The organism is Pantoea sp. OVA07A, assembly GCF_019969975.1.
Lineage (GTDB): Bacteria > Pseudomonadota > Gammaproteobacteria > Enterobacterales > Enterobacteriaceae > Pantoea > Pantoea agglomerans.
In genome coordinates this window covers 242,634-264,977 of the sequence record NZ_JAHXYM010000001.1, presented here as the reverse complement: position 1 = coordinate 264,977, position 22,344 = coordinate 242,634, and the positions used below count along the sequence as shown (strand labels likewise).

Sequence of the window (22,344 nt, the reverse complement as noted above, 5' to 3'; positions counted from 1 at the left end):
GGCTATTTCTTGGTCGACCATATGAATTTCTAGCGGATTGTTTTCCAGTTTCTGAACAACTTCTACACTCTGCTGGTGACTGACCTGTTTCAACTTATCAATATCAGCCTGAAAGTCACCGCCTGATTGCCTACAGTCTGACAATTCTTTATGAAAATTCAGTACCTGAGTGCCGCTTAAAATCGTTATTCTTAATTATTTTCTTATGCACTTCCAGTGCACCAAACACACTACCGAAGTTATTACTCCAATAATAGCCCTCCTAATATTTCACCTTTTATTTTTTCCACTTCTTTTTTGTAATAACCCTTTCAACCACAGACAGATACCTAAAGTCACCCCCCCAATATAGCCAGTAGTGAGGAAAGAGTTAACAATATCCGACCAAGAGAATGGAAAGTCCCCATTTTTTAAATAAATAATTATTGATGCAAAAAGGACAGATGCTGCATCAAATACTAAAAATAATATTAAGCACATAAAAATGACAACCATGAGTTGGTAAAAATCATTTTTTGTCATTTTTCTCATCCTTTTTATCGAGGTAATTTTCCGCAATTTTTCCTGATTTCTCACCGATATAGCTACCTGCAACTGCTCCAGATATTTCTGATGCACCGTCTTTTGCTACAAGAGATGTTGCTCCTTTCACTAAAGTTCCTCCCACGCCACCGATCACGGAAGCAGCCCCGGCAGCAAGACTTGCATTGGTTGGATCCTCTCCTTTAACAGCACTACCGATAGCTGCCCCTCCCATATTTATCGCCATTGATGATTTCCAGCTTTGGCCTGTTGTCGCAGCAGACGTAACCCCAGCCATAATGGCATCAACGTAGCTGAACGGATCAGGGCTATTTAGTTGAACAGCTGAATTAACGGTAGTACCTATAGCGGCATTTGTAATCATGCTTTCTTTTATCATGTTACCTAATACACCACTGCCTAATGTTGCCAGTGCTGCATTCCCTATACTGGCATTAGACTCATGATAGCCCCAAGTATTTATTGTGCTCTGAGCCTGCTTCAACGCATCAGCATCAGGATTACGCTCATAGCCAGGATTAGCAAAAAGACTTGCGACCATTTCTTGCCCTTTTTTACTACCATAAACCGACTGCATTTCAGTCGCATAGACTCTAACATAGCTATTTAGCTCGATTCGTTCAGAGTCTGACAAGGAAGTTGGATCGTGACGAAATTTATCCATAAGTGCGTCACTACGCTTGTTAGCGTTTTCTATATTAATAAGATCTTTAGCTGTAGCTAATGATTTATCACCAGCCTTAATTTTCTCAACGGCTTTATCGAGCTTCTCTGATGATGTCGCACCAAGGAAGTTATTCTCAACCGCATTCTTCCCGGCAACCGCGCCGCTCGTTGCCGCTGCACTGCTGTTGCCCGCCATGCCGCCCGCCAGTCCTGCCGCCAGCGTACCGAGCAGGCTCAGCTGCTCGCGGTCTTCCTGTCCCAGCGCCGCTATCTTCTCTGGCGTGTCCGCGCCCCAGTACTTCTCTGCAATATAGCGTGTGGCAAGCTCGCCGCTGAACGCGCCCGCCGCACCGGCCGCCGCACTTCCCCCGGACATCTGCGATGATACCGCACCCCACACCGCATGTGCCATGGCATTGGTTGCCACGTCAACGTTGCCGGAAGCGTCGGTCGTTTCCTTCTTAATCAGCTGAGCTGCCCACGGATTAAGGCCGCCTGCGACCGCCTGACCTGCATTGCCGGTCACCAGCCCCGTCAGAATGCTGCCGACCGTCTGCGCGACCTTCTGAGATGTACTGCCAATACCCCACTGCTTCATCTCCGCCTGATACTCTGGCGAATCACGCATTTTCTCCAGCCATTCTCCCCGCTGTTTTTCCGTTGCTCCGGCAGGCAGCGTCTCGGCGTTCTTCGCACTCTGCGCCTTCTCAAGCCCTTTGATATCGCCCATGGTCGTGACAATATTTGTCATCTGACCGCTGATTTCACCGGCTAACTGAGCCGTCTGAAGCCGCTTCTGCTCTTTCTCTTTGTCAAAGATCGCACTAATGCTGTCGTTGGCATGTTCGGTGTCACGGCTGAGGTCTGCCACATCCTGCTTCTGGTTGACCCGGTCGCGGATGATCACGGTGCCGTTTGCCACCGCCGACTGCGTGGTGCCTTCGGCATGGCCGTTGTTGTTCAGGCCCGACAGCAGGGTGCTGGCGGCGTTGGACGCCACGCTGGACAGCATCTGCGCACCCATGCCGCCACCGCTGGACAGCGCGATGCTGCCGCCGCTGTGGCTGACCCTGTAGTCCGCCGCATTGCCGATATCGGTGAAGCCGAGCGTACCGGTATCCAGACGGTTGTCTGCCGCATCGCCCTGGCTGGCAATCACTGCACCGTTCAGCTGGGTATGATTGCCGACGGTGATGTCAAAGCCGCCGTTACCGGCATAGATACCGCTCTGCTCCTGCACGCTGTCAAAGTTGCTGTGCATTTTGTCCTGATTGACGCTGGCATAGCCGGACACCGACATTGAGCCAAAGGTAAAGCTGCCGCCCGCGCCGTAGCTGGTCTGTTTTGAATCGTAACGGTCGCTGTCCTGCTGGCTGGTGATGGTCAGATCCCGGCCCACATCGGCCGTCACCTGATTACCGCTGACCTGCGCGCCGTTGAGCGTGGTATCTCTTCCACTGTTCAGGCTTACCCTGCCGCCGCTGTCCAGGGTGGTTTCAGACCAGCGCGTACCGTTGCCGCTCTCCTTACCTTTGGCACCGTTAACGCTGGCAAAAATGCTGATACCCGCGCTGCCCTGTCCGGCACCAAAACTGATGCCCACGCCGCCGCCGCTGCTGCTGTTTTTACCGCTGCTTTCCTGAGTGTTGGCCGCCCCGCTCAGCACAATGTCCCTGGCAGCATTGAGGCTGCTGTCACCTGCGGCTTTCAGCTGGCTGCCGGCGATAAGAATGTCGCCGCTGTGCTCGCCACGGCCCTTACCGGCAGAGGTAATGGAGAGGTTCTTACCGGCATTGAGCGTGGATCCGGTGACGCTGTCGGACGCCTGATGCTGCTGCAATTTTGATTTCTGTGTGGTCAGGGAAAGGCTGACGCCCAGGCCGTTGTTGGGATCGGCGCTCGCTTCCGCCAGCTGCCCGCCCAGCACGGCCTGCACGCCTGAAAGCGCGGCTTTGGTAGCCTGCAGGGCAGCAAGGCGACCGTCACTCTCTTTTTTCGATGTCTGCGCCGCCGCGACCGCGTTATTAATGGCTTCACCCACCACCCCGGAGAGCGCCAGTGTCAGCCCGCTCTTCTTCTGCTCAAACAGTTCATCATGAGTCCGTTTATCATGACCCGGATCGATGATCACGCTGTCGCCGGTAATGGCGAGGTCACGTCCCGCCACCAGATCTGAGCCGCTGACATGAGCCTGTCCGCCCGCAATAATGCTGACATTACCGCCCGTACTGCCCACGGTGCTGGCACTCTGGCTCTGGGTGGTGCCCTTGTCACGTAAGTCATGGACCGATTTACTACTGCCTACAGTGATGCCGATGCCACCGGTTCCCATCAGGCCGCTTTTCTTAGTTTCCGAAAAACGCCAGGTTGAGTCCGTGTTGGTCGCAGCAACGATATCCACGTTGTTACCGGCCCTGAGCGCTACCGTGCCATCGCCCACGACCTGAGAACCCTGGACAAGTAAATTGTTGCCCGCATTAAGCGTGACATTATCGCCGCTCAGTAAGGTGCCATTTTCACGGGTGTCACTGTCTTCGCTGATGGTATGCGTGGTCTTTTTACTCAAAAATCCTTTTTTGGTTTTGGTCTCTTCTTTGTAGGCATAATCGCTTTCAGTGGCGGTGGTCAGGTTGATGTCGCGTCCGGCACCCACTGCGATATTACCGCTGGCCGTAACCTGAGCCGCTTCACTGTTAACATCCTGACCCGCTTTAACCGTCGTACTCCCGCCGCTGGCAATTTCAGTACCCTGCTGGCGTACCGACTCATTGATCTCAACCTTCTTGCCGGATTTGTAGCTATTGCCAGAACCGGTTTCAGCTGCCAGCAGATTGACATCACGCCCCGCCTGTAAGGTCACGTCTTTGTCTGCGGCGATGCCTGCCGCCTGGCTATTGAGATCGCGTCCGGCCTGAAGTGCTAAATCGCCGCCACTGGTCAGCGTCGTGCGATCCAGCCCGGTTGAATGGGTTTCACGTTTGCCCTTCACATCATTCTGGCTGGTCGTCGCGCTGTTGAGATTAAGATCGTTCCCAGCTGCCAGCGCCGCGTTTTTACCTGCGCTGATGCTGCTGGCGGTAACCGTCAGATCGTGACCCGCCTGCATCGCCATGTTGCCGCCTGCGGCGATCTGGCTGCCGACCGTGGTGACGGTGGTTGTGCTGGTTGGGTCAACTTTTTGCCAGCGGTTTCCGAAGCCGGATTGCGCGCTGCCAGTGACGTTCTGGTTCCCGGTGATAGCAATATCATTCCAGGCGTTCAGCAGCAGATCGCCACCCGCTTTGAGGTTAGCGCCGGTGACGGTAATATCGTTGCCCGCCTTAAGGCTCAGAGAATCCAGTGACGTGATGCTCGCCGTTGGCCCGCTCAGGGTTTCGGTATAGGATTTCTTCGCACCCTTACCGTTGTCTGCATCCAGATGCCAGAGCTGTGATGTGGTAAGGTTGTTGATGTCACCGTTAACACTCTCCAGTGCCACCTTTTTACCGCTGATAGTCGCGCTGACGTTGTTGATATCATTCAGTGCGCTAAGCTGCAGATCGCCCCCTGCATGGAGCAGACCGGCGTTGAGGTTACTGAGCGTGTTCTGACTGTCGATGGTCAGATCGTTTTTAGCCATCACGCTACTACCGGTGTTGATGACGTTTCCGCCTTTCAGCGTCACGTTGTTACCGGCAATTACGCTGCCATCACGCACTTCCACATCTTTTGTAGACAGATAGAGCTTCGGCACCATCACCGTTTCACCGTTGATGGTGGTGGCTTCCCACCAGACTATACTCTTGTCTAAAGAGGCGAGTTGCCCGGCAGAGAGTGAGACACCAAACTCCAGTCCCAGCGACTGCTGCGCAGCCGCAGCGTTGTCCATCAGATAGCGCATCTGGGCGAGATCGGATCCCAGGCCATTGATGTAGCGATTACCGGTCTGATTCAGTATTGCATTACTGACGTAGCGGGTATCAAACGCCGCATCACCGAGAAAACGATAATCATAATCTGGCTTCAGGTTAAGGCGATCAAGCATGTATGAGGAGCCGAGGAAGGCGTTCTCGTCTGTGTATTGGGGGCGCGTTTCCTGTAATGGCGTGGTGGCAGGCTGTTTGCCCAGTTTTGCGTTCAGCTCGCCGAACAGGCTCTGATCCAGCTGGCCCAGGCCATTAAGTTTGGGGTTAACGGTAATCAGATAGCGGCTATTGGTGTTCGACGCAACAAAGTAGCCGTTCTGACCAGAAGGTAATGGATAGGCGCTGATATCAACCTCAGCGGCCTTATAGTTATGCAGCGACGCAGGACCCTGAGCAGCATTCGTCAGGTTGACGGCTTTACCCAGCGCTGCGTTGTTTTTACCCGCAGTTGTATATTGCGTCAGCGATGCGCTGCCCTGTGAAGCGGTCTCCAGCGCACCTGCGCCATTGACCTGCTGCAGCGCATTCTGGAGCTGATCGCGCCATTGCGGGGTATTGATTGCGGCTTTGTCGGCAGTTGCCAGTTGCTGATGAGACTGCGCGCCTGCGGTGCCTGCTGCGGTTAAGCCGCGTAAAGTGGGAGCAGAAAGCGTATTACCACTCCAGCCAGCATTCGCTGTGGTGTTGGTGTTGCTGATATCGCCGCTGAAGTTAGCTGAGACATTGCCTCCGGCCTGGATAACGGCGCGGTAGAGCTGGCCAGGACTATATTCATTATCATGGCCTGTAAGCGAATAGCTTATAGATTTATTTTTGAAATTCGTTGGTTTGTTAGCTGTTTCTATTTTCTTTGTAGCGTACAAAGGATTAACAGTATTGCCATATTTATAAGTTAAATAGTCACTATTTACCCCAGCCTGAGCGCTCTGATTGTTTAATTGGATTCCGGATAAGGCAATGTTTCCATTGGCAAGAATCAAGCTGGCTTGATTATCCAAAGTATTCGTGTTTGCTAAAATATTACGTCCCGAAGCAATACGTGCTGCACCCGCAGAGCTAGTAACTTCAGTTGTTGTTTGTGAGGTTAAGTATTTGAGCTGATCCTTTTCTGCAAAAGGTGCGTAGTAGTAGTTAGTATAAGGGACGTAATTACAGGCACCATGGCCATTACAAGGGCCTACCTGTCGTGTACCAGATTTGACATAGTAGCCATAGCTTTCTGCTGGCAAATCCGTAATGGGAACATTGATAATTGAATTGCCAATACCATTTTTAAGTATCAACTGCGTGGTTTGCTGAGTGACCTTAAACCCATCCCGCGTATTCAGCAAATGTCCCGTATTAATCGTGATATCGCCGTTCTGAGTTTCGATGGTGCCGGAGTTATTAATCACCTCGCCGTTAGCATTTCCCGCGGCATCGCCCTGCAACCACATACTGCCGCCTGCAAGCATATCGGCACGCTGATTGCGAATACTGTTGGCAAAAAGAGAGAGATTGCCGGCCGCATAAAGCAGCGCATTGTTAACGATGCTGCCAGGCGCACTGAGCACCAGGTTGCCGCGGGTACCGGTAAAGCCGTCCAGGATGATATCGCTGCGGCTGGCTAAGTTGATGTTGCCGCCGCCCTGCAGACTGCCATTCCCGTTCATGGCGATGCGGTTGCCGCTTAATGTACTGTCACCCGAACCGGTAGTGAGCTGACCATTATTAGTGAGATCGCCGCCTGCACTCAGCGTCAGCGCCCCACCCTGCATCGTGCCCTGATTGTCTATCGCGCCATTACTGCTGACGGAGAGTCGCCCGCCCGCAGCCAGCACATCGCGACCGGTAAAACCATTCGCGATCTCCAGCGTGGCATCACCCAGCGCCACAACCTGACCGGTCTGATCAAAGCCATTGCTGTGAACCAGTAAACTGCCGCCACTGAACAGGCGACCACTGCTTTGCTGATTGACCTGAGCGGCCATTACGCTCAGCCGGTTGTTACCCAGCAGCGTGCCGCCGTTGTTTACCTGCTGATAATTAACCTCAAGGTTGCCGCCCTGGGCTGTGCCATGGTTGCTGAAGCCATTGCCGGTCAGCGTGCCCTGACCGTCGGCCAGCAGCGTACCGTTATTGCTGGCATTGGTCGTATTGAGGATGAGTTGAGACGCCTGTAACCAGCCGTTGTTATTCAGCTGCGGCGTATTCAATGTCTGCGCGCCACCCGAGAGCCACCGGCCATCGTTTTGCGTTAAACCGGTTATTGTCGCGACACCGTTGCCATTGCCCTGAATCAGGCCATAGTTGAACAGTTCAGGTCCGGTCAGCGTCAGGGCGTTTTGCGTAATCATGGCGCCATTGCCGCCGTTGGTGATGCGTCCACCGGCATTGACCAGCAGGCTGTTGTCACCCTGTAAGCGCCCGTTGTTATCAACCGCGCCCGTAGTGATCTGCAGGTCACCGCCCTGCACGCGTCCGGCATTATTAAGCGAGGAGGACTGAAGCGTCAGCCTGCCCGCACTGAGTAGCGTTTTATCCTGCTGCTGAGTCAGTGCACCGTTAAGGCCAACAGTCAGCGCCTCCACACCGGTCACTGCGCCGTTATTGTTTAACGTGTCGCCCCGGAGCGTCAGGTTTCTGGCAATCCATTCACCCTGATTGGTCAGCGTCAGTGCCTGCAGTGCCGCAGTACCATTCGCTGAGATCTTACTGCCAGCGCCCGCATCAAGGCGATCCGCCAGAATCAGTTGCAGCGCATCCGCACTCTGAATCGCGCCATTATTGGTCAGTTGCCGGGCATTCAGCAGGATCTGCTGTCCCTGCCAGCTGCCGTTATTCACAACGTCCCCGCCGTTAATGTTCAGCGTGCCCTGCGTCAGCAGCGATCCGCCCTGATTATTGATCAGCTGACGTGATGGCACGGCCAGCGCCCTGAGCAGCATTCGCCCGGCCACCTGTGGCGTAGCGGCAAACGTTAATGCCTGCAGACCAATCAGGCTGCCCTGATTAATGACACTGGCGGGTGAAATGGTCAGGGTTTTGCCCTGCACCGATCCGCTGTTATTCAGCGCGGCACCGTTCAGCACCATCGCCCCTTCACTGAGCAGTGAGCCGCTGTTGTTCAGCGTGTTCGCCGTAACCTGTGCGGTGTTCTGACTCATCAACGAGCCGGTGTTATGCAGTTCATTGCTGATGCTGGCGTTCAGATCTTTACTGCCCAGCAGCGATCCCTGATGCAGCCAGTTGTCAGCGTTAACCGTTGCCTGCTCGCCCTGCAGCGTTCCCTGGGTGTTGAGCTGACCCGCGGTCAGCGTCAGTGTTCCGCCGCTCAGCATTTTGCCACCGGCAGATTGCGTGATGTTATCAGCCTGAGCAGTCAGCGCCGTGTTGCCCTGTAACAGACCGTCGTTGTTCAGGCTGGTGCCCTGCAACCCCAGGCGGTCCGCCATTATTTTGCCGCTGTTGCGCAGCGTGGTGGCATTCAGGTCGCTATTGCCCTGGCTGACCAGCATGCCGCTGTTGATCAGATCGGTGGCGATATTACCGCGCAAGGCGCTGATGCCATTGAGGCTGCCGCGATTGTCGAGAGAATCCAGCGTGACGTCGAGTTGCTGGCCCTGCCAGCTGCCATCATTGACCACGCTACCGCCCTTGACGATCAGTCGATCGCCGCTCAGCAGCTGCCCATTATTGTGGTTGAGGGTCTGAGCAAATCCGAGATCCAGTTGCGTGTCGCCCTGGAGCAGCCCGCTGTTTTCCAGCGTATTACCGCTGGCGCTGAGTTGCTGTGCCGCAATCTGGCCGCTGTTACTGAGCGTTTGTGCCTGCATGTCGGCCTGCTGGCCAGTCACGATCTGTCCCGTGCTGCTGTTATTCAGCGTATCGGCAATCTGAAGATCGAGGTCATCGCTCAGCAGGCGTCCGCTGTTGTTGAGACGGTTGCCGTTGATTAAAAGCTTACCGTTAACCTGCAGCAGCCCGTCGTTATCCAGTTGATCTAACGTCAGCGTCAGCGGTCCTCCGGCGATTAACTGGCCGCCATGGAGGTTGTGGAGTTGCTGATGATCCAGCGTTAAGGTGCTGTTGCCCTGCAGCAGACCGCCGTTACTGAGCACTGGCGCATGCAGGCTGAGGTTATCTGCCGCCAGTGTGCCTTTGTTATCGATCTCCCCAGCCTGTAAATTCATCTGCTGCTGGCTGATCAGACTTCCGCTGTTATCCAGCACACCCCCGACCTGGGCTGTCAGTGCCTTTCCGGCGCGAACAGTGCCACTGTTCTGCAACGCCTTCGCATTTAACGCCATCTGATCGGCCTGCATTGCGCCGCGGTTATTCAGTGAAGTGATGTTGCCGTTCAGGGTGCCGTCACTCAGCAACTGTCCGCCCTGCTGATTATCCAGCTGGTCGCCTTCCAGGGTAATCTGCTGATTACCCTGAATCAGGCCACTGTTAATCATGTCACCACGCAGCATCAGCGCCTGGGCAATCAGCCAGCCGCTGTTGTCAGTGTGATTCGCTTTCAGCGCGATGCCCTGTTGTCCCAGAATCTTGCCGCTATTGACCAGCGTGTCGCTTTGCAGGTCGGCGTCGGCTTCACTGAGGGCATTGCCGCTGTTCTGCCAGCGGTCAGCATTCAGTGTCAGCTGTTTGCCCTGCATCAGTCCGCTGTTGTCCAGCGTCTGCTGTTGCACATTCAGCTGGCCTGCGCTGAGCAGCGTGCCGCTGTTGGTTAACCCGCTGCCCTGCAACGATAGTGCCTTGTCGCCCTGGAGTGTTCCGCTGTTATTGATCTGGCTGACATCGCTATTCAGCGTTGCGGCGGCGATGATGCCCTGATTAGTCAGTACATCGCCGTGCAGCTGGAGTGGGTCACTGGCCAGCAGTTTGCCACCCAGCTGATTATCCAGATGCCCGTACCGGGCGCTGAGGCTGGCAGCGTTGATTTCCCCGCTGTTGTTCAACTGGTCGCCGCTGACAACCAATGTTTTGCCGCTGGTGATCAATCCGCTGTTATTAAGCTGTGGCAAATCGAGCGCAAAATCGTTATCGGAGCTGATCGTCCCCGCAGCAAGGTTATCCAGCTGTCCGGCATGTAAAGAGAGCTGATTAGAGCCCTGAAGCAGGCCGCCGTTACTGATTTGCGCGGCGATCAGCGTCAGATTCGGTGCGGTTAACGAGCCCATGTTACGCAGTTGTGCACTGTTCAGGATGAGTGCGTTCTGACTGCTGATGGCCCCCTGATTTTCCAGCCTGCCACGAGCGGTCAGTTGCGCGTCACCGCGTGCAGTGATGGAGCCGTTTTGTTGCAGCGTATCGCTGTTAATCACGGCATAGCCATGACTCATCATCTCGCCACTGTTATTCAGGGTCGGGGCATCGATTTGCAGACGCTGACTGACCAGATTGCCGCTGTTGCTGAAGGTGTCCGCAACACTGAATAGTGTGTTGCCCTGTGCGGAAAAGATCCCGTCCTGATTCAGACGATTAGCCGTGATCGTGGCATCACCCGTACTGATCAGTTTGCCGCTGTTATCAAGAGTGCCGCTTTGAATGTTCAGGCTGCTGCCACTGATTTCATCGCGGTTAGTCAGCTGTCCGCTCACAGCCAAAGTATTTTTACCCTGAGCCAGCAGCTTACCGTTCTGTTGCAGAGTGTTAGTGCGAACCTGCACGTCACCATTACTGGCCAGGCTGCCACGGTTAGCGATCTGCGCGGCCTGAATATCGAGTGTTTTTGCGGCGGCGAGCTGACCGGCATTATCCAGCTGAGAGGTGACAGAGAGTTGCAGCGCGTCTACCGCACTACCGCTGCTGCTGTTATCAACACTCAGGTTGGCACCGCTGAGACGCACATTCTGGCCTGCTTTAACGCTGCTGCCTTTAAGCGTGATACTGCCCTGACTGTTGAGATCCAGCGAGGCGTCGCTGCCCAGCGAGGCCCCATTTAAGGCAATATCCTGCTGCGCTGTCAGTGCGACGTTACCACCCGCTTTATGTTCGCCCTGCAGGGCGATGCTGCTGCCTTTTGCAGTCAGGGTGCCGCTGGTCAGGCTGTTGTTGACGCTTAAGCGACCCTGCGCATCCAGCACCATATCGCCCTGACGGGCATTAAGATTGCCGAGATTGACGCCAACGCCGTTTTCGCTGGAAACCAGATGGATGCGGTTTGCGTACATGCCGCCCAGCGCGCCGGTATCTACAGCGACCGCTGGCGCAGCACCTTCGCCCGCGATGGGTGTCACGCTGCCATCAGCACCGACCCGGTTTGCGCCCAGCGTCACATTAAGATCTTTGGCATGGATGCCCGCGTTGATTTCGGTTGCGCGCGCGATGATCGAGACAGCATCAGCCTGGCTGCCATCCAGTCCTTTACCCTCAATGCTGATTGCGCCTTTCGTCACCTCCAGCGATTGCAGATTGCCCTGCGCATCAAGCTGCGGTTTACCGGTGGTCAGCGTAACGTTGGGCGTATTGATAAAGCCGCAGCCGTTACAGGTAATGCCATAAGGGTTAGCGACCATCACGTTGGCCGCTTTGCCCGCTACTTCGGTATAGCCCTGCAGCTGTGAACGGTTGGCACCCACCACCTCATTAATAATGGCCCGGGCTTCCTGCCCAGCTTTGAGGTTCGGGTTGTTCTGGACAAGTCCACCCAGCTGGGTCTGCGTCAACCGGCCGGTTGCGTTGTTCAGGATCAGCCCTTCCTGGCCCACGTTGTAATTCTGATACTGGTTATGCGACAGGCCCGCCGCATTCGGCGTCGCGATATTAATGACCGGCACGCCATTCCCGGCAGCATCGACTTTTGTTCCTGGTGTGACGGGCGCTATCGCCGCAGAAAAGGCGGGCAGCAGTGGCTGAAACGCGATCAGCGAACAGATGAGATAGCTCAGCAGACGACGCGGCAGTGAAAGCTTTATTTGATCATCCATAATCGGGGCCTTTTTTTAAAAAACGAGTCCAACACGCGCGTAAACGCTGAGGCGATCGGGCGCAAGATAATTGGGGTAGCTGACAGGGATACCCAGCGACAGCTGAGTGGAGACATGCGCGTTACGGGTGCCAAGTCCCAGCGAACTGCCCCACAACGTGCCTGCTGCGTAGCGATCCTGTTTGTCGCTCTGGAGCCACCCGCCGTCCAGCGCCAGGGTAGTGCTGACCTCGCCGATTGCAGGCAGGGTAAACAGTGAGTAATTCAGTTCGTTACGCAGATAGCCGCCAACATCGCCGGACAGGTATTGCTCCTTGTAGCCGCGAACCGAGTTCTCGCCACCAATCGTCAGGCGTTCGCTGCCATAAAGGCGATCCGGCGACCACTGAGCGTAAAAACTGCTGAGCCACCACATTTTCTGAGTGACAGGCCGCTGATAGCTGCTGCTGACGCTCCATTTGCGGAATTCAGCTTTCGGAAAATCGTCGCTTTTACCCTTGTCGCTTTCCGCATCAAACCACGGCATCCCGCGGCTCAGCATCGGGTTCAGGGTGGCCACCCCACCTGCAATTTTTTGCGTATGGTTAAAACCGATCTGCAGACTGGTCAGTTTGCGGCTGCTGCTTTGAAGCAGGGTCTGATTCAGCCAGTTATGGCTGGCATAATGGTTCAGCCCAAGCTGAAGGCCAGTTTTGATTTGCCCGTTGCGGAACAGCACCCACGAGCCGCTGAGGCGGTTAGAGATGTTGTCGCCGTTGCTATACCAGTCGAAACTATTGGCGTTAAAGCGGCTGTGATAGTTGCTCCAGCTATAGCTGTAATCCAGCAGCCCATAGCCATAAGGCACGCTGACGCCCGCCTGGAAATTTTGCGCATCGCGCCAGTCGCTGAAAGCGCTACTGCGACCACCGCTGACAAACCAGCGATCGGCAACACCCAGCAGGTCATTACCCACCAGCGAGCCGGAAAGCTGACCGATGCCGGTGCTTCGCTGGCCGCTATTGTCCATATTCAGCCCCAGCGTCAGAGGAAACTCGGGTGTGCTGGTCAGGTTGACAATGGAATAGCCCGGCTGAGTCGATGGGATGATTTCAATCTGAACCGGCGTAGTACGAAGCCGGTTTATCTGCTCCATACCCTGTTCAATGTCACGTAAATTTAAAATACGACCTGCACGGGTCGGGAACGCCATGTTCAGCTGACGTGCACTGGCACCCTGCAAATGAATCGCCTCAAGCTTTCCTTCCAGTACGGTGATATTTAACGTCCCGTGGGAAAGATTCTGTTCTGTCAGGAAGGCCCGGCTGGTGATATATCCACGCTGGACATACCACTCTGAAATAGCGCGTACCAGCTGATTAATACGGTCCAGACTCAGGCACTGATTGATATAGGGAGCGACAAGTCTCTTCTGTGTATCAGGCGTGATTAAGCTCGCCTGTTGCAGTGAAATCTGGTTGATTTCAAAACAGGGGCCGCTGGCTGGCGCCGATTCAGTTTTTTGCAGCTCAACCTGATGCGCCTGTGTTAATGCATCACGCTGCTGCTGATCCTGCTGCAACCGCTGCTGCTGCTGGTTTTGAATAACGTCAAGATCACCCGGCGTGACCGGTGCAGCCATGACATTGCTGATAAACAAACTGGCTCCGAAAACCAGCCACTTCCCTGTTTCAGGCATTTTCATCGAAGGATTAACAACGCTTATTGTAAGTTTTGTGTAAGCACAGGCGTGCAGATTACCACCTTAACAATCGGAAGTTCCTTATTGACTTAAAATAATGATGTGGTTTTACAAAAAGTAAAATTAGCGGTGATAAAACGTTTTCTAAGCCAAATTTGTAATGACTTAGCCACTTTCTTTGTGCAGAGCTCATTTATGAGTGTTAAGGGAATGGATGTAACGGCGTGCACTGATGAATATAGATCCGCGCCGGATTACTCATTCATATAACGGCGCTGGGGTATTAAGTGGGATAAAAAATAATGATATTACTGCTTTTCGTGGTGAAGCCTGCTGGCTGAAATGACTCGGGCACTACAGATGCAAAAAGGCCCGCAACGTAGCGGGCCTTAACCAGACAATATACAACAACCATTATTTTTCATGGTAGCGATGCACTGCCGGATAATATTCCAGTCCATACAGCTGGCTCAGCGGCAGCAGCAGTTCCACGTTAATATCATGCACACGTTCACTCGCCACAGGGCCGCTCAGCAGCTGTTCAAACCAGGCTATCAGTTTCTGTTTCATTTCAGGCTCTCCGCATCAGTTGATGCTCTGAGTTAACCCGCTTACACGCCCAATCTGAAGCAAAAATTTCTGCGCTGCTTATGCCGGAAATGGCATAAGCAGCCCGCATCTGTTTAGCCAGTGCCATACGCCAGCGGCTCAAAACGGTTACTGCGTTATCAACGTCACCCAGTTCGCGCCTTTACCAGCCGGCGCTTCAGCAACCCGTTTGAGTTCGCCGCTGGCGGGATCGATGGCGTAACTGCCAATCACCGCGCTCTTCTCCCCGCTGACGATCAGCCATTTACCCTGCGCATCAATCGCAATACTGCGCGGCTGTTTTTCAACCGGCCAGCTGCCGATAAGTGTTAACTCACCCGACTGTTTATCAACCCGGTAGCCGCTGACGGTGCCGGAGGTGCGCTCGGTCACATAGATAAATTGTCCGTCCGGGATGATTTTAATGTCTGCTGCCCAGATGCGCGGCGTGGGATCGCTGTAGCCCGCCGGGCGCTGCTCGCCATGCTGCAGGTTATATTTCTTCGCGACCGCATTCGGCCAGGTTTTCAGCTCCGTCAGCGACCCATCCGCCGCGCGCCGGAACTGCGTAATGGTGCCGCTCATCTCCGCGAGGTTATAGAGAAAACGATTGTCGGGCGATATCACCGAATGTCGTGCGCCGCTGTTCTTCTCGCCCTGAACAAATCCGGTTCCCAGCGGCGTTATCGCGCCGTTATCCGCAAAGGCATATTGCAGCACGCGATCCGCGCCAAGGTTGCCGACGTAGAGTGAATGATTGCTGACGTCGGTGATCACCGAGTGGGCATGCGGCCCGGTTTTCACCTCGCCCGTGACCTGGGGTGTCACAACTCCTTTGTCATCAATCCGGTTGCTGGTGACGATATCGCTGTCATAGGAGGCAGCCAGCAGATAGCGCCCACTTTTGTCGGTGGTGATCCACGGAAAGCTGGCTGCAACCGGCGTCACCGCCAGTTTCTGCAAGTCACCGTGCGGACCCGAGACGCGCCAGCTGATGATCGAATAAGGCGGACTCCGCAGCGCACCATAGAGCCGTTTACCATCCGGGCTGGCCGCCAGCGGCATAATCTTTTTACCGGCAGGCGTATCGCCACGCCATTGCAGGCTGCCATTCGCCTCGCTGAGCTGATAGCGGGAAACGGTGCCGGATTCGGCATTGGACACATAAACAAAGGTTGTCGCCCATAACGGGGCGCTACACAGCAGCGGCAGGAGTGCCAGCGCCGTTTTCAGACGGATCATAGGGTCACCTTGATAAGTAGTGTCTGCGTCGGTGCGCAGCAGGCATTACGCTAACCCTGTCCGGGGAGGCTGGCTTTGTGCAACTGTCTGAAATTCGGTTCGAAAGTCTGGAGATGTGACGGAGATGTTATTTTTAATGGTGCTGAAAGAGGTAAGACGCCTTTCCCCACGGCGGGTGAAAGGCGTTAACAACGCGCTAACCGGTTTTCGCGATCATTTTTCGATAGCGGTTGAGCCACTTGCCGCTGTTAAGTCGCCACCAGAAGAAGATGCCACGCACCGTCCAGTCGAGGAACATCCCCAGCCAGACACCGGTCACGCCCATCCCCAGTTCAATACCGAGCAGGTAGCCGACCACCACGCGGGCGCCCCACATGCTGAACATCGACACATACATGGTGTAACGCGCATCGCGTGCGCCCTTGAGTCCGGCAGGTAGCACCCAGGAAGCGGCCCATAACGGCATAAACAGCGCGTTAAGCCAGATCAGCTGCTTCGTCACGTTAATTACTTCCGGGTCGCTGGTATAAAACCGTGCCAGCAACCCGGCCAGCGGCACCGTCAGCAGGGCCATCACGGTCAGGCAGACCGTCGCCAGCCAGAAGACGTGCCGCACCTGGCGTTCCGCCTGGAACACCTGATTCCTGCCCAGACGGGTACCGGTGATAATCGTTGAAGCCGAACCCAGCGCATTGCCTGGCAGGTTGATCAGTGAGGCGATAGAAAAAGCGATAAAATTACCGGCAATCTCGCTGGTGCCCATTCCGGCAACAAACACCTGTGTCAGCAGTTTGCCGCCGTTGAACAGCACCGACTCGATACTGGCAGGCACGCCTATACCTAAAACTTCCATCAGAATGCTGCTGTTCCAGCGCCGGAAATAGCTCGACAGCGTGATTTTCAGTGAGGCGTTGAAGCCGATCATCAGCACGTAAATCACCGCGATCGCCCCGATATAGCGGGTGATGGTCAGTCCGAGCCCGGCACCGATAAACCCTAAACCGTCCCACGAGAAGCAGCCATAAATCAGCACGCTACTGATGATGATGTTGAGGATGTTCATGCCGCCATTAATCAGCATCGGAATTTTGGTATTACCTGCACCACGCAGCGCCCCGCTGCCAATCAGGGTGATAGCGGCGGCCGGATAGCTCCAGGCGGAAGTCTGCAGATAGCTCAGCGCCAGCGCTTTGACTTTCGGATCGGCGGCACCGGCAATCGCATCGACAATCAGATGGCCCCAGAACTCAATGGCGATCACCAGCACAAAGGCGAGTATCGTCATCATGGCCAGCGACTGACGCGTGGCGGCGCGGGCGCGCTTGCCGTTGCGTTTTGCCAGGCTGAACGCCACCACCACCGTGGTACCGAGATCGATGGCAGCAAAGAACGAGATGATCACCATGTTGAAGCTGTCGGCCAGGCCGACGCCCGCCATCGCCTCTTTACCCAGCCAGCTGACCAGGAAGGTGCTCAGTACGCCCATCAATAGCACACAGGCGTTCTCGAAAAAGATAGGCACTGCTAATGGCGATATCTCACGCCAGTAGAGCGTGCGATACGAACGGCGTTTCGGGTACCACGCCGTGCGCTTGATCGCCTGCATCACTGCTACGCCGGGATTTTGCAAAGGATTACCAAATCAGAAGAGACTGGACAGGAGTTCTAATGATGATAGTGGGCAGAGAAATATGCAAAGTCTTTCCGGTGCAAATTAATCATGGTTACAAACTTTTTAATGCCGCCACGGCACAATCTGCCTCACTGCCCCGCCCGCTGTAGCAAACCTGATTATTTCCCTGACGTTATGATCGGTTGGCCATGCTTTGCTGCTGGCGGTTTTTCCGCCATCTCCTCATCGGTAACGCATTCAAACGTGGCGAACCACCCCTTCTGATAGTACAGATTTTCTTACTGTTTTTCAGTGCAGCAGATCTTCACTTAAAACAGCACTGCTCAGAATTCCCGCTTCGCTGGCGCAAAAAAACGGCGATCACAGATTCTTCACCAATCTCCGCAACAAACCCGCTAAGCTTGGGGCAAATTGTGGAAAAAAATGGAAGGAGAAACCATGCCGACACTACGGAAAAACCTGACCAGCCAGCAGGCGCTGGATGAACTCGAACGCCTGTACGATGGCGCCGTTGATGCGCTGCGCGAGGCGATTAAAGCCTTTACCGAAAACGGCACGCTGCCCGATGCCGCCGCTCGGGCGCAGGGACTATTTGTTTATCCGGAGCTGCGCATCACCTGGCGCGGCGACGGTCCGCAACAGAACCGCACGCGTGCCTGGGGACGTTTCACCCACACCGGCAGTTACAGCACCACCATCACCCGCCCGGCATTGCTGCGCCACTATATTTCGGAACAGCTTCAGATGCTGGAGAAGGAGTATCAGCTGGAGATCGACGTGGGGCCCTCCAGCCAGGAGATCCCATACCCTTACGTGATCGACGGTTCCGACCTGTCACTGGATCGCACCATGAGCGCCGGTATTGCGCGCCACTTCCCGACCACCGAGCTGTCACAGATTGGTGATGAGACCGCCGATGGCCTGTTCCATGCCGATGCAAAATCCCCTCTGTCGCACTTCGACGCGCTGCGAACCGACTTCTCGCTGGCCCGCCTGCGCCACTACACTGGCACCAGCGTAGAGCACTTCCAGCCGTTTGTGCTGTTCACCAACTACACCCGTTATGTTGATGAGTTTGTGCGCTGGGCGATCGAGCAGGTGCGCGATCCCAGTACCCCTTACGACAGCCTGGCCTGCGCGGGCGATGTGGTGCTGACCGCCGACACCGCTGACAGTGAATCGATGCTCTCGGATCTGGCGTGGAAGAAGCACCAGATGCCCGCCTGGCATCTCACCTCGCCGAATCGTCGCGGTATTACGCTGATTAATATTGGTGTTGGCCCGTCGAATGCCAAAACCATCTGCGATCATCTGGCGGTGATGCGTCCACATGCATGGCTGATGATTGGTCACTGTGGCGGTCTGCGCGAGAGCCAGCGGATTGGTGATTATGTGCTGGCCCATGCCTATCTGCGCGACGATCACGTGCTGGACAGCGTGCTGCCGCCTGATATCCCGGTACCCAGCATTGCCGAAGTGCAGCGCGCGCTGTATGACGCCACCAAATCAGTGAGCGGCATGCCAGGCGAAGAGGTGAAGCAGCGGTTGCGTACCGGCACCGTGGTGACCACGGACGACCGCAACTGGGAACTGCGCTACTCCGCTTCGGCACTGCGCTTTAACCTGAGCCGTGCGGTGGCGGTCGATATGGAAAGCGCCACTATTGCCGCACAGGGTTATCGTTTCCGGGTGCCATATGGCACGCTGCTGTGCGTTTCAGACAAGCCGCTGCACGGTGAGATTAAGCTGCCAGGTCAGGCGAACCGTTTCTATGAAGGGGCGATTTCGGAGCATCTGCAGATTGGTATTCACGCGGTTGAGCTGCTGCGCGCCGAGGGCGATAAGCTGCATTCGCGTAAGTTGCGTACCTTTAATGAGCCGCCTTTCAGGTAAGCGTTAGCCGGCTGATGCGAGGAATAAGGCCGGTACTGCTGACAGGCAGTACCGGCCTCTTGCTTTGGAATCTACCCAACGCGCATGTCAGCGCCGGGATAATTTATAGTTTAAAGGTTTCTACAATCAGCCTGAGAGACTGCGCTTGCTCAGAGAGAGACTGAGAAGCACTTGATGATTCTTCTACCAGAGCAGAGTTATTTTGCGTCACCCCATCCATCTGGCTGACTGCAATACTCACCTGAGAAATCCCCTGCATCTGTTCAGCCGACGACAGCGCAATAGCATCCATGGATTCAGCCAGTTCATCCACTAAATGCACGACTTTGAGAATACTCAAACCCGTATCACTGGCAACAGTGACGCCGCATTCAACCTGTCCGACAGCCTGCTCTATTAACGCTTTAATATCTTTTGCGGCAGTCGCACTACGCTGTGCAAGCGTTCTGACTTCAGACGCGACGACAGCAAAGCCCCTTCCCGTCTCTCCCGCTCGTGCCGCTTCAACGGCTGCGTTCAGGGCAAGAATATTAGTCTGGAATGCGATGCTTTCGATGACGGCGGTGATATCTCTGACTTTAGACGCGCTTTTTGAAATATCACTCATCGTATCTGACATTCGTTTGACGTCCGTTTCCCCTCGTTTTGCAATCGAGGCGGTATCTCTCGCTGAGTTGGCTGTGTCCCTGGCAGTTTTGCTGTTATTTTGTACTGTAGCGGTGAGCTGTTCCATACTCGCAGCCGTTTCCTGCAAGGCAGCAGCCTGCTGTTCAGTACGAGATGCAAGCTCATTGTTTCCTTCAGAAATTTCATTCGCAGAAAGGGCGACTGAAGAAGAGCCTGATTTAATTTCTGAAACGATATCCCGTAACCGAACCTGCATGCTGTTTAAAGAGGCCATGAGACTGAGAGTGTCATTTTTCTTCAAGCTAACAGGAGTGGTCAGATCCCCATTAGTGATCGCATTAGCAAGTTTCCGCGCGGTACTCGGTTCATCGCCAAGCTCGCTCATGAGTTTACGAATAAGATAGATGCTGGTGCCCGTGCCGAACAAAATAGCCGCAACTAAAAGCGTCACCAGGATGATGTAGGCTCTTTCGGTATTTTTCGCGTTTTGAATAACTGAGTCATCCGACTGCTTTGCCAGGATTTCACTCATCAGGGTAAGACCTTCAAGCAGCGGAACCTGTGCGGGTCTGACTTTTTCCAACAGATACTTAACGGTGATATCACTGTTTTTAGCCAGTGCCAGCGGAACGGTGTTACTGAAGGCATCCAGAGCATTTTTCTCGCTGTCACTGATCTTCGCAAAGGCTTTATATTCTTCCGTATCGCCAGACTGGCTGATCATCGTATTCAGTTGATCCCTGCTGGCTGCAAATTTAGCCTTCAGTTTAACCAGACGATCAGACTGCTCCTGGATAAGAGCCTGATCTGAAAAGAGTGATAAATTCCTGACGGTTATCGCCATATCACGCTGCGCCAGGGTAAGTTCATTGATTAATTTTGTTTTTTTCATATCACCCTGAACAACTGACTCAAGCGTGCTTTTAGCCTGATATAAAGAGTGAATAGCGACAACGATACATATGGAGAAAAAGATGATTAACGTGCCAAATCCGGAACCGAGGCGCGTAGAGATTTTCATTAAAATTCCTTGAAGGGGGGCGGCGATATAGATCTATCGGCATCTCTTTTTTTAACTTCAATGAATATTTATCACATAAATAATATTAACCAGAATTAATGGCACCGCTGCAAAGCATCACAAAAACTCATAAATTTGTCAGGCTTCGATGATTTCCAGTTCAACCAGAAATCGTTTTTTGTGCGTTATAAACAATCAGAACCCTTATGCTTACCGTTGTCTTAACTTATTACTGCGTTACGCTACACTGGTTTGCATGTCATAAAAATTTCATTTAACCCTTGCAGGCGCGGCTTTTAAGGCTGCTACAACCTGGATGCTTTTCGCATGCAAAAAATACCGCAATAAAAATCAGGAATACATAAATTATAATTATAAATAACGTCAGGAACTTCTGTAGATCACTTTAAACGCGGGCCGGTTCTGTGACGTCTCGCAGGATATGAATGCTTTATTAGTACGATGAATATGGCAGAACAGACCGGCATAAGGATGCTTCAGCCCGGCCGTAGCAATCCAGCCTTCAGGCAGAAAACGCGCTGAGTGCGTTGATGAGCGTGCCCGTCTGCACGATAGCCCTGGTCTGATATGCATCACGAATAAACTCTCCATCATCAGCCCTTGATACGAACGGATAGCCCGGGCAATCGCAGAGAGAAATAGATTTGCCTGACTCGCGCATCAGCTGCAGTAACAGATGAAATTAAAAGCCGTAACATAACTGAAGCATATTGCAGACGAAATATAAAAACATACACAGCAACAAAAAACATCATTATTGAGCTTGTCACTCCATAATTGCTGTGCAATATAAATAACAGCAGACTGTAGAAGCTATTTCTTAAAATTAGTGCCACATACTGGCAATGTATTCCCGCCTTTCACATAAAATAAAATAAAGGACGCATAAAGAAACTCCAAAACGGAGGAAGACTGACAAGAAGTATTTGAGGAAAATTAACATACCTTTGGCAGCGCAGATAATAAATTTAATTACTCACTTAAAGAGGATTCATTGTGAAAGTTAAAAATATGACTGTGTTAGCGAGTATGGTTTTATTCTACTCCGCTCAGGGTATGGCCAGACAATTTGATATCAGTGCAGCAAACATTGACGTCAATACCTCTAAATCTTCCTTCATTCTTACTGGTGCGGGAGGTGCCGGCGGCGCAGGTGGCGCGGGGGGTGCAGGAGGAGCGTTAGGCGGGCAAGGTGGTGCCGGAGGTGTTGGAGGCGCCGGAGGTGCTGGCGGAAGTGATGGTAATGGCGCCGCTAACGCCAGCCAGAATGGTAATAATTCCAATAATGATAACGGCAGTAAAAACGGCAACGGTTCTGATCAGGGTAATAACAGTAATAACGGCACCGGGAATGCTAACGGGAGTGGTGACGGTAACGGAAATGATGCAGGCAACGGCGGTGGTAATGGAGGAGGTGATGGTGGCGGTGATGGTGGCGGTGATGGCGGCGGTGATGGCGGCGGTGATGGCGGCGGTGATGGCGGCGGAGACTGATAGTCTGGCGTCCATTAACTAAAAAGCTCCTGTTTGTAACCGTTATAGCAGGAGCATTATCACTGTTAGCACAGGAACAGCACATGAAACTTACCAGAAGTTACCCATTATTTT

9 protein-coding genes are annotated in these 22,344 nt (G+C 53.8%); 1 reads left to right on the top strand and 8 read right to left on the bottom strand.

Going from position 1 to position 22,344, the window contains the following annotated elements:
- Positions 1–270: 270 nt before the first annotated feature.
- The 6 genes from LC417_RS01100 to LC417_RS01075 all read right to left on the bottom strand — a co-directional run bounded on the left by LC417_RS01100 (position 271) and on the right by LC417_RS01075 (position 17,147).
- On the bottom strand, positions 271–522 hold the full coding sequence (locus LC417_RS01100; protein ID WP_050680082.1) for a hypothetical protein: 252 nt from the start codon (positions 520–522) through the stop codon (positions 271–273).
- On the bottom strand, positions 509–12,031 hold the full coding sequence (locus LC417_RS01095) for a hemagglutinin repeat-containing protein (RefSeq protein ID WP_223565362.1): 11,523 nt from the start codon (positions 12,029–12,031) through the stop codon (positions 509–511). Before LC417_RS01095 ends, LC417_RS01100 begins: the two co-directional genes overlap by 14 nt.
- A 15-nt stretch (positions 12,032–12,046) precedes the next feature.
- A complete protein-coding gene (locus LC417_RS01090; protein WP_223565361.1) occupies positions 12,047–13,714 on the bottom strand; it encodes a ShlB/FhaC/HecB family hemolysin secretion/activation protein in 1,668 nt (555 codons plus the stop codon).
- 411 nt (positions 13,715–14,125) lie between these two features.
- Complete coding sequence (locus tag LC417_RS01085) at positions 14,126–14,281, bottom strand: hypothetical protein (protein WP_010670871.1); 156 nt, start codon at positions 14,279–14,281, stop codon at positions 14,126–14,128.
- A 147-nt stretch (positions 14,282–14,428) separates the two neighbouring features.
- A complete protein-coding gene (locus LC417_RS01080; protein ID WP_223565360.1) occupies positions 14,429–15,541 on the bottom strand; it encodes a beta-propeller fold lactonase family protein in 1,113 nt (370 codons plus the stop codon).
- A gap of 196 nt (positions 15,542–15,737) precedes the next feature.
- Complete coding sequence (locus LC417_RS01075; RefSeq protein WP_022625464.1) at positions 15,738–17,147, bottom strand: EmmdR/YeeO family multidrug/toxin efflux MATE transporter; 1,410 nt, start codon at positions 17,145–17,147, stop codon at positions 15,738–15,740.
- A gap of 465 nt (positions 17,148–17,612) precedes the next feature.
- Between LC417_RS01075 and LC417_RS01070 the strand changes: the two genes are divergently transcribed.
- Positions 17,613–19,067 carry an AMP nucleosidase gene (locus LC417_RS01070; RefSeq protein ID WP_031591057.1) on the top strand — a complete coding sequence of 485 codons (1,455 nt, stop codon included), beginning with the start codon at positions 17,613–17,615 and terminating at the stop codon, positions 19,065–19,067.
- A gap of 103 nt (positions 19,068–19,170) precedes the next feature.
- On the opposite strand, the gene LC417_RS01065 is transcribed toward LC417_RS01070, so the two are convergent.
- Together LC417_RS01065 and LC417_RS01060 are read right to left on the bottom strand one after the other, a co-directional pair.
- The gene (locus LC417_RS01065; protein WP_223565359.1) at positions 19,171–20,715 is read right to left on the bottom strand and encodes a methyl-accepting chemotaxis protein; all 1,545 of its coding nucleotides are present in this window, start codon (positions 20,713–20,715) and stop codon (positions 19,171–19,173) included.
- Between the two features lie 1,200 nt (positions 20,716–21,915).
- Positions 21,916–22,245, bottom strand: coding sequence for a hypothetical protein (locus LC417_RS01060; protein ID WP_223565358.1), 330 nt, complete (start codon positions 22,243–22,245; stop codon positions 21,916–21,918).
- Positions 22,246–22,344: the final 99 nt, after the last annotated feature.

Coding starts and splice junctions, on each gene's coding strand:
- LC417_RS01100 (WP_050680082.1), bottom strand. CDS start 522: ATGACAAAAAATGATTTTTACCAACTCATGGTTGTCATTTTTATGTGC.
- LC417_RS01095 (WP_223565362.1), bottom strand. CDS start 12,031: ATGGATGATCAAATAAAGCTTTCACTGCCGCGTCGTCTGCTGAGCTAT.
- LC417_RS01090 (WP_223565361.1), bottom strand. CDS start 13,714: ATGAAAATGCCTGAAACAGGGAAGTGGCTGGTTTTCGGAGCCAGTTTG.
- LC417_RS01085 (WP_010670871.1), bottom strand. CDS start 14,281: ATGAAACAGAAACTGATAGCCTGGTTTGAACAGCTGCTGAGCGGCCCT.
- LC417_RS01080 (WP_223565360.1), bottom strand. CDS start 15,541: ATGATCCGTCTGAAAACGGCGCTGGCACTCCTGCCGCTGCTGTGTAGC.
- LC417_RS01075 (WP_022625464.1), bottom strand. CDS start 17,147: ATGCAGGCGATCAAGCGCACGGCGTGGTACCCGAAACGCCGTTCGTAT.
- LC417_RS01070 (WP_031591057.1), top strand. CDS start 17,613: ATGCCGACACTACGGAAAAACCTGACCAGCCAGCAGGCGCTGGATGAA.
- LC417_RS01065 (WP_223565359.1), bottom strand. CDS start 20,715: ATGAAAATCTCTACGCGCCTCGGTTCCGGATTTGGCACGTTAATCATC.
- LC417_RS01060 (WP_223565358.1), bottom strand. CDS start 22,245: ATGGACGCCAGACTATCAGTCTCCGCCGCCATCACCGCCGCCATCACC.